The organism is Amycolatopsis thailandensis (genome assembly GCF_002234405.1).
GTDB lineage: Bacteria > Actinomycetota > Actinomycetes > Mycobacteriales > Pseudonocardiaceae > Amycolatopsis > Amycolatopsis thailandensis.
Map to the genome: position 1 here is coordinate 26471 of NZ_NMQT01000160.1, position 7930 is coordinate 34400.

General features: G+C 69.5%; 3 protein-coding genes. 1 reads left to right on the forward strand and 2 read right to left on the reverse strand.

What is annotated here, in order from left to right:
• Positions 1–71 precede the first annotated feature (71 nt).
• Positions 72–6155, forward strand: a complete 6084-nt coding sequence (locus CFP71_RS44440) for a WXG100-like domain-containing protein (protein ID WP_167406412.1) — start codon at positions 72–74, stop codon at positions 6153–6155.
• Here the strand turns inward: CFP71_RS44440 and CFP71_RS37530 are convergent, their stop codons facing one another.
• Positions 6156–7250, reverse strand: a complete 1095-nt coding sequence (locus tag CFP71_RS37530; protein WP_143267243.1) for a WXG100 family type VII secretion target — start codon at positions 7248–7250, stop codon at positions 6156–6158. It abuts the gene before it with no gap.
• Positions 7250–7573 (reverse strand): hypothetical protein, encoded by a 324-nt coding sequence (locus CFP71_RS37535; RefSeq protein ID WP_093938659.1) that lies wholly within the window; start codon positions 7571–7573, stop codon positions 7250–7252. The genes CFP71_RS37530 and CFP71_RS37535 overlap by 1 nt, the downstream gene beginning before the upstream one ends.
• Between the last annotated feature and the right edge of the window lie 357 nt (positions 7574–7930).

The following is a 7930-nucleotide window of genomic DNA, read 5'->3' on the forward strand; positions in this document are numbered from 1 at the left end:
TGCCCACAAAGACCATACAATTAGGTAAGGCTCTGCTTACCTAATCAGGTGACCCGTGTCGAAGGTGCCCAGTGAGCGGGGGCGTCCGATTGCCGCCAGAGCTGCAATCCTTCTTCCGGATCGGCCTGGGCATGGAATGGCCCGAGTCCGACGAGTCGGGCCTGCGCTCGATCCAAAACGCGTGGCAGGACTTCGCCGAGGCCCTCGATGCATACCAAGACGCGGTGGCGGTCGGCGCGAGACTGGTCGACGACGCCATGGACGGCGACGTCGCGCGGGCCGGGTCGACGCGGCTGCGGAGTGACGTCTCGGCGGCGCTGACCGAACTGGCCGAACGAAGCGAAGACCTCGCCGACATGGCCAGAGCCGCGGCGCTCAACGTCCAGAAGACGAAGATCATCTTCGTCGCGATGGCGGCACTGGCCCTGACCACCGTCATCACCTTGCTCTCTTCCCTGCTTTTCTTCCTCGTCCCAGCAGTGAAAGCGGCGGCACAGGTCGGGCTGCGGGCGGTGCTGCAGAAGCTCATCACGGGCATGACGAGCCTCACCGTGAAGCAACTCGCCGTCGCGACCGGGCATCTGGCCAAGAACGTCGCCATACTCACGGGCACCGGCGGCGCGTTCATGGGCGGCCTCGACCTCGGAGTCCAATTAGGACAGATGCTGTTCTCCGACCGCGACGGGATCGACTGGTCTTCGGTCGGCTACTCGACGCTCGGCGGCCTGGGCGGAGGTGCCGCGGCCGGGGTCGCCTACGGGGCGTCGAGAGGTGTCCGCGCGCTTGTCCGGAGCGAACGGAAGACCGGCGAGGTCTTCGCTCCCCGCACCTTGATCGCGGGCAAGCTGGGCGACGTGGCGGGCCAGGTGATCGCCACCCCGGCAGGCAACGTCTTCGCCAATCTGGCGACCGGCGGCAAAGGCGGTGTCTGGGGAGGTTTCCTCGGCGCGGCAGGCGGTTCCGGCGGGCGAACGGCGAACAACGAAGGGCCGAAGCAGTACTTGCCCGTGTACAGCGACACTCTGCCGCCAGGCCATCAGCTGCTCATCCCCTCGCCCCGCGAAGAACCACCGCCGCCCGCCTACACCCGAGGCGATCGTGTCGCCGCCGAAGCGGAACGCGCCCGGCGGAAACTGGGCAAGCTCCGCCAGACCGACGCGGAGGAGATCTACGCGCAGGCCGCGCACATCGTTTCGCGGCATCACCGGATCCCGGTCATCCTGGACGGCGTCGCGACCACTCCCGTATGGCAGCTGCGGGAGCTGATCAACGACGTCGAGGACGTCGTCGCCGAAAAGATCCACCGCACGGACGCCAAAACGGCGGTCGCCAGTTCCTCGATCCTCGCGGACGAACTCGGGACCCGGCGGACCACGGGAATGCCGGGCGGGGCCCCGGCGAGCCGGTCCGAGTGGTATCTCGAGACCGAAGCGGGGCCTTCCAACAGCCGGTACGAGGCCGGGCCTTCGAATCACGCCGGTTCGAGTTCGTCCAGTACGGCCCTCGAATCCTTTCTGGCGCCCGACGTCGAACTGCGGCCCCTCGCCCCGCCCCAGTCCGCGAAGACCGAACACGTGCGCACACTCGCGCGCACCAACGGCGTGGTCGCCGCATCGGTGGACGGAACCGCGATCCGGGCGGACGTACGGCACCTGCTCACAGCCGCCGACGTTCCCTCCGCGCGGACGGAACGCATCCTGGACGCGTTGACCGACCTGACGTTGCGGGACAACTTCAAGCTGTTCGCGCACGAGGGCTATGTCGTGACGGACGGGCACGGGCCGGACGCCGTCGAGCTGGTCGTCCGCGGCGGTCCGGCCGACAACACCGCGGCGACCACGGGCGTCGGCACCGTCGGCTCGCCGGATCCGGCACGAGCGACCAACATGGTCTCCGGTGGCGCCTACGGCACCGCGACCCAGGACGCCGCTTCCGCCCCTCGACGGCAGGGCGCGCTCGCCGACCGTGTCTCGGCCCCGGTCGCGACCCCGCCGCTCACCTGGCGGACCATCGATCCCTCGATCGGCGTCAAGGGGGTCACGTCGCTGCCCGGCTGGCGGACCGCCGCCACCGACGAACTGCAGACCTCGTCCTCGGTGACCCCGCCGGACAACTGGACGGGCGAGTCGTTCGACCTGAAGCACACCATCACCCTCGCCCGGCCCGGCGTGCCGGACGAGAGCGCGCTGGGAACCCAGCCGGGCGGTGTCGGGCTGAGCGTGCCCGAAGCGCTGCATGACCTGAGCCCGGTCACGGACGGATCCGGCGGGCCAGCCGGGCCGCGGGCCACCTTCCTCAGCGGCGATCACCGGCTGTTCACCGCGATCGGGGACCTGCTGAGGCACGATCCCGCCTGGGCCGCGGCGATGAACACGCCCGGTTCGGCGCCGCGCACCGACCTCCGGTCACTCAGCGGCAGCGCGACGCTGTCCCAGGCAGGCGAAAAGCTGCTGAGCGGTGGCACGCTGTCGCGTAGCCTGCGTCTCCCACGCGCCACCGGCGGCGCGCTCACCGCGGTCGTCGAACTGTCCGCCGTCATGTCCGACGCCCGTGACCACATCGCCAAGGCGCGATCGGAGGGCGACGCCGCCAAGGAAGGCACGGTGAGCGCCCAGGGCCGCGGTCACCGCGCCGAGACCTCCGCCACGGTGACGTCGCGAAGTCCGTTCGACGTCAACGGTTCGCTGGGATTCGGTTTCCTGTGGAGCATCCACGACAGGCCCAGTGAGATCTTCGGTGACCGGCTCGATTTCCGGTTCGACGTCAGCGGTTTCCGGTCCGCCGCGGAGAACCGTGAGACGACCCGCACCGAGGAGACCACCGCGTCGACGACCTGGTCCTCCACCGGGGAACTGCGGGCGCGGATCAGCGACGTCACCTACGACATCCGCGTCCGGTTCGACGACGGCCGCGAGGTGCGCGGCCAGCAGTTCGTCCCGGAGGGCCGGACCACGTGGTCGGTGGTGGCGGAACCGGCCGCTATCGACGGCGTCGCCACCGCCACCTTCGACCCGCGCAAGGTTCTCGGCGCGGCGGAGACACGATTCCCCGGCGCCGAGAACGTCCGCGCCGAACTCGGCAGGCGGCTTCCCGAAGGCGTGCTGCCCACGGAGGACGGCCGCGCCGGACACGGCTCTTCAGCTGACAACATCGCGCTGCTGGACAGCCTCGTCTCCCCCGACGGCTTCAAGGCTCGCTCGGCCGACCTCAACGGCGACGGCCTGTCGTTCCTGCTCGTGCGGGAGACACATCACCTCACCAACCGCTCCTCCGAGCTCGTCCACGTACTCGTCCGTGCCGTCGGGGCGCCGTCCGGGCACCGCCACGGCGACGACGTCCGGGAGGCACCCCGGGACGGGCTGAGCGGTGAGGTCACCGGCAAACGCAAGATCGAGCAGACCGCCTCGGCCGAAGGGTCCGTCACGGCCGGGGGAAGCGGCGGTCTCGTGATCGGCGCCGGTTCATCGGCCATGGTGCGCAGCTACGAACTTTCCGGGGGCGCCAACCGGTCGTTCGGCAATGTGTCGGAACAGCTTGGCGTCACGAAGGAATCGGGGCAGGGACACGGTTGGTCGGCCTCGGGCGTCACCGGTCATTCCCGCCACGTCGGATATCAGGTGACGATCCGCGAGAGTGCCCGGTCGACGACCTTCTTCGTCTCCGGCGGACTGGCCGAAACGACAGTGGGCGGGCGAACGTCGTTCGAGTCACCCGGCGCCGACGGCAACACCCCCTTCGCCAGGATCGAGAGCGCCACACCGACCGCTCCGCGTGACTGGACACCGGGCACCTTGCCGGACCACTTCGCCGTCCACGGTCTCGACCTGCCCCCTGAGATCGCCGGCTACCTGGCGAACAAGATGTTCGACGGCCTCAAGGGCCAGCACCTGGCGCGACACCAGCTCCACATGTTCGCCGGAAGGGACCGGCTGGCCGCCGATCTCGACCAGGTCGTGACCGGCACCTACCGGATGCCCCTGCACCGCTATGGCCGGAGCGAGGGCGACTTCGCGGGTTTCGGGGAACGACTGGGCGAAGCCGGCCTGGCGATCGAGCTGTTCAATCCGCGCGTCGAAGGGCCACCTCGGAAAGTCACCCTGACCTTCACCGCGAGCACCGGGACCACCCTTTCGCACGGTGTCCAGCGAACCCGGGGCGGATACACCTACGGCAACGGCCGGACGGGGATCGCGGGAAACTCCCAAGGCAACCTGTACTCCTTCCCGCAACTGGGATACGGACGGTTCGGAAGCGACTCCCACGGCGTCACCGATCGCGCCGAACACGAACGGTCCCGGCGCACGACCTACTCCGGTGACGCCTATCTGGTCACCTACGACGCCACCGTGCACCTTTCCGCCCGCGAGTACCGGCACTTCGGAGCAGGCCCCTACGACTCGACGACCGCGGGTGCCCCGGTCCACGCCGAAGCTCACCGGCGCGACACCGTCCAGCTCTGGGTCCCGGCCGAGGAGATCGGCCAGCTCGGACTGAAGACCGACGGTCCCGTCACCGCGTCCCTCACGCACGACCGGCTCCTACGGCCCCACGCCTACGACCCGGGCGACGCGATGTCCGTGCGGCCGGAGACCACTTGGCGGCTGATCGGGTCGATCGAGCGGGGATTGTCCGAGCTGGTCACCCCCGCCGCCGCGCCGCCGTCCTGGTTCGCCCTGGCTTCGTGGGCGGGAGCGAAGGCCGGGCAGCTGGTCTTCGGGGCCGGTGACCGGCGAGCCGTGGACGCCCTGCTCGCCCAGGTCCTGCCCGATCTGGCGCCCCGGCAGCTGGAGGAGCTGATGCCCCGGCTCGTCTCGGGTGGCCGGAGCTGGAACGATTCCTTCGCGGGCCCTCTCGGCGCCACCGACATCGAACTCGTCCTCAAGGCCCGGGTGCTCCCCGGTGTCTTCGAGCGGACCACGGAAGGCTGGTCGGACGTGCTCACCGCGCGCGACGCGAAGTCCCAGGACCAGGTCCACGCCGAAACCGTGTCCCACAGCGCCAACTTCGCCTTCCGTATGCCGTTGTACCTGCCGCACAAGCTGATCCGCGGCATCAACCCGTCGGGCCAGAGCGGTCTGTCCGGGAACACGACACTCACCACGACGGAGACCGGCAAGACCCAGACGACCGGAACCGCGACCCTTTCCGGTGACGCGGCCGTCTACCGGCACGACGTCGAGTTCACCGTCGAGCTGCGCCGGACGGCGCGTCTGGGCCGGGCCGTCCGTTCGTTCACCGGCGGCCTGACCGACTTCTTCACCGGGACCCCCACTCTGTACCGGGCGCCGGACCTCCTGCTGCCGGATTCGGCGCGAAGCCGCACCCTCGTCGCGGAAATCGGCGAAGAGGTTCCCGCCGGAGTCATCGGATCCTTACCCGCGAAGGCCTACGTCGATGTCTTGGGTGGTGCTGTCGCCAATGTCGTGACGGACATCCTCGAAGGTGTGCAGGTCGCGGAGGAGACCGGCGCCCAGCTTCCCCGGGTGCCGTCGGAAGCGGCCGCCGCCCGCGACGTCTTGGCGAGCGCCGTTTCCCCGGAGGCCCTCGCCGCCGCACTCCCCGACGCGTTGACGACTGCGGGCCACCGGATCGAAGGGCTGGACGCGGACCCGTTCTACGCGGCCGGCTTCGCGCAGCGGAATCCGTTGTCGGCCTTGGTGATCCGCGCGGAACTCGCCGAAGCATGGGTCCGGCCTTCGGTCAAGGACGACGCCGAGATCTCGGTCACCGCGGTGAAGGACCGGTCGGTGCGCCAGGACACCACCGCCGGTCCGATGTGGAGCACCCTGTTCGGCACGCTCAACGCGAGTCTCTTCCCGAAGACGGCCACGGCGGGCAAGAGCATCGCGGAGGGACTGATCCCCGGTACCTCCCTGGTCGACGTTCCGGAGGTCCGGGCGGTCGGGCCGGTGCTGGGCTGGATGAACACCACGGGCGTCGGCTCCAGCGGAGTCGTCTCGGAACAGACCGGGAAGACGACCGGTCCGCTGTACCGGGTTCGCGCCCAGGTCACCTGGCGGATCACCCCCGAGTACCGGGGTGCCGCACGGGCGGACTGGACCAGGGAAAGGACGGCTTCCGAGCTCGTCTCGTTCCGGACCGACGCCGACGGCCTGCGTGCGATCGGCCTGCGCGCGCCGGATCCGGAGCCGTGATCACCGCCCTGATGCGACTGCCGCGTCCGGATGCGCGGCGTTCCACTGCTTCTCCGATTCCTGCCAGGCCGCTTCCGCCTGGATGCGGATGTCGGTCATCTGCCGTGCGAAGGTGATCGCGGCCTTGTCGGCCAGTCCGACGTAGTTCGAACTGCTTTTCGCGTCGCTGAGCGACTTCAGCACCCGGAACGTCTCCGGATGGTGCTGTCGCATCCAGTGTTCGAGGAATCGTGCCTTGCGCCTCGGGTCGGCGAGTCCGTGCCCCGCGAGCCATCGCTCGTGCTTCTTCAGCCACGGAGCTTCGAAGTTCGCCAGCGCGGAGCCGGAGGAAGCCTGCGGACGCGGGTTCGCCGCCGGCGCGGGAGCCGCCAGGTCGTCGAGTCGGCTCGCCGAGCGGCCGCAGAAGCCCCGCAACAGCGAGATCTTCGCGAGCGTACTGGCGACCCCGAGCACCGCGAGCGCGACGCAGCGGGTGGTCCCCACGACCAGCGACGCGCCGAAGGTGAACGGCGCGAGCGCGAGGGCCATCACGACGGTCGCGATGATGTCGCCGAGGACCGAGGTGATGATGTCCCGGACCAGCGCGCGGACGGCGGCGATCACCGCCATGGTCGTCTCCACCACGTACCCGGCCGTTTCGATCGACTCGCTGACCGAATCCAGCCGGGTGCGGAAGGCGGACAGCACGTCGGCGAAGGACTCCGCTGTCTCGCCTTCCCAGTCACCCGTCGCGCCCCGGGTGACTTTGTCCAGGTCCTCGGCGGCGAGGCGGACGTCTTCGGCGTGCCGGTGCAACCGGTCCGCCATGGCCTTGATCTCGGGTGGGTCCCCGGCGAGCAGGTCCAGCGGCGCCCGGAGGAACGCGACGTGCTCGATGAGCCAGCCCAGACCGGCCGCGATCAGCTTGCCCAGGGGGTCGAGCACCATGGCGGCGGTGTCGAGGGTCAGTGCGACGACGCCGATCCCGAGCTCCGCCGCCACCACCGCCTGGTCGCGGTCGTGCGCCTGCCTGATGGTCGTCGCGAGATAGTTGCCGGTGTCGACGATCCCGGCTCCGGCCGACCAGGTGGCCGGGTCGATCTGCAGCTGTCCCATCAGCGCCACGCGAAACGGGCGAACTCGGCCGCGTTCTCCTCGTCGGTGCGTTCGACGTCGTGCGCGGCGTCGCGGACCGCGACGGCGAGCTCCGAGATCCGGGTGGCGAGGTCGGTCACCTGGTCGCCGAGTCCGGCGAGGGCCACCCGGCAGGGAACACCGAGCGCCTGGGCGGCGAAGACACCGAACGCGCCGACCTGTCCACCGCTGAGGCCGGAGATACCCCTGGCGACTCCGGTCAGGTCGGCGGAGGTCACGGATTCGAGATGACGGGCGTACCGCTCGAGTTCGGGCACGTTCGCGGAAAGCAACGACGCGGTCATGCCACCAGCATGGCGCTGGAATGTTTCCGCGCGTCCGGCGGCGGTTTAACCGGAGCTGAACGACACGTGCTCATCCCGATTTCGAAGGTCTCCGGAAAAAGGGTATTTCCCTCACGAACACTGATCAGGGTCCTGGCGAAGTCGCCTCACTCCGTGGCTCGAAACCGCGCGGGGGTCGTGAGTGGCGTTTCGGGTTGTCTTGCTGGAGGTGATGTCCGTGAGACATGGGCGTGGTGAAGGGGACTTTCCTCTCATCACGTGAGCGGAAAGTCCCCTTCACCACGGGTCTCGCGGGTCTTGCGGGTCTTGCGGGTCTCGTGGGTGGCGGAGGCTCGGCGGTGTTGCGAAAGCCACGTT

Excerpts from the sequence above, each read along its gene's own strand:
- CFP71_RS37530 (WP_143267243.1), bottom strand. The coding sequence starts at position 7,250 with ATGGGACAGCTGCAGATCGACCCGGCCACCTGGTCGGCCGGAGCCGGG.
- CFP71_RS37535 (WP_093938659.1), bottom strand. The coding sequence starts at position 7,573 with ATGACCGCGTCGTTGCTTTCCGCGAACGTGCCCGAACTCGAGCGGTAC.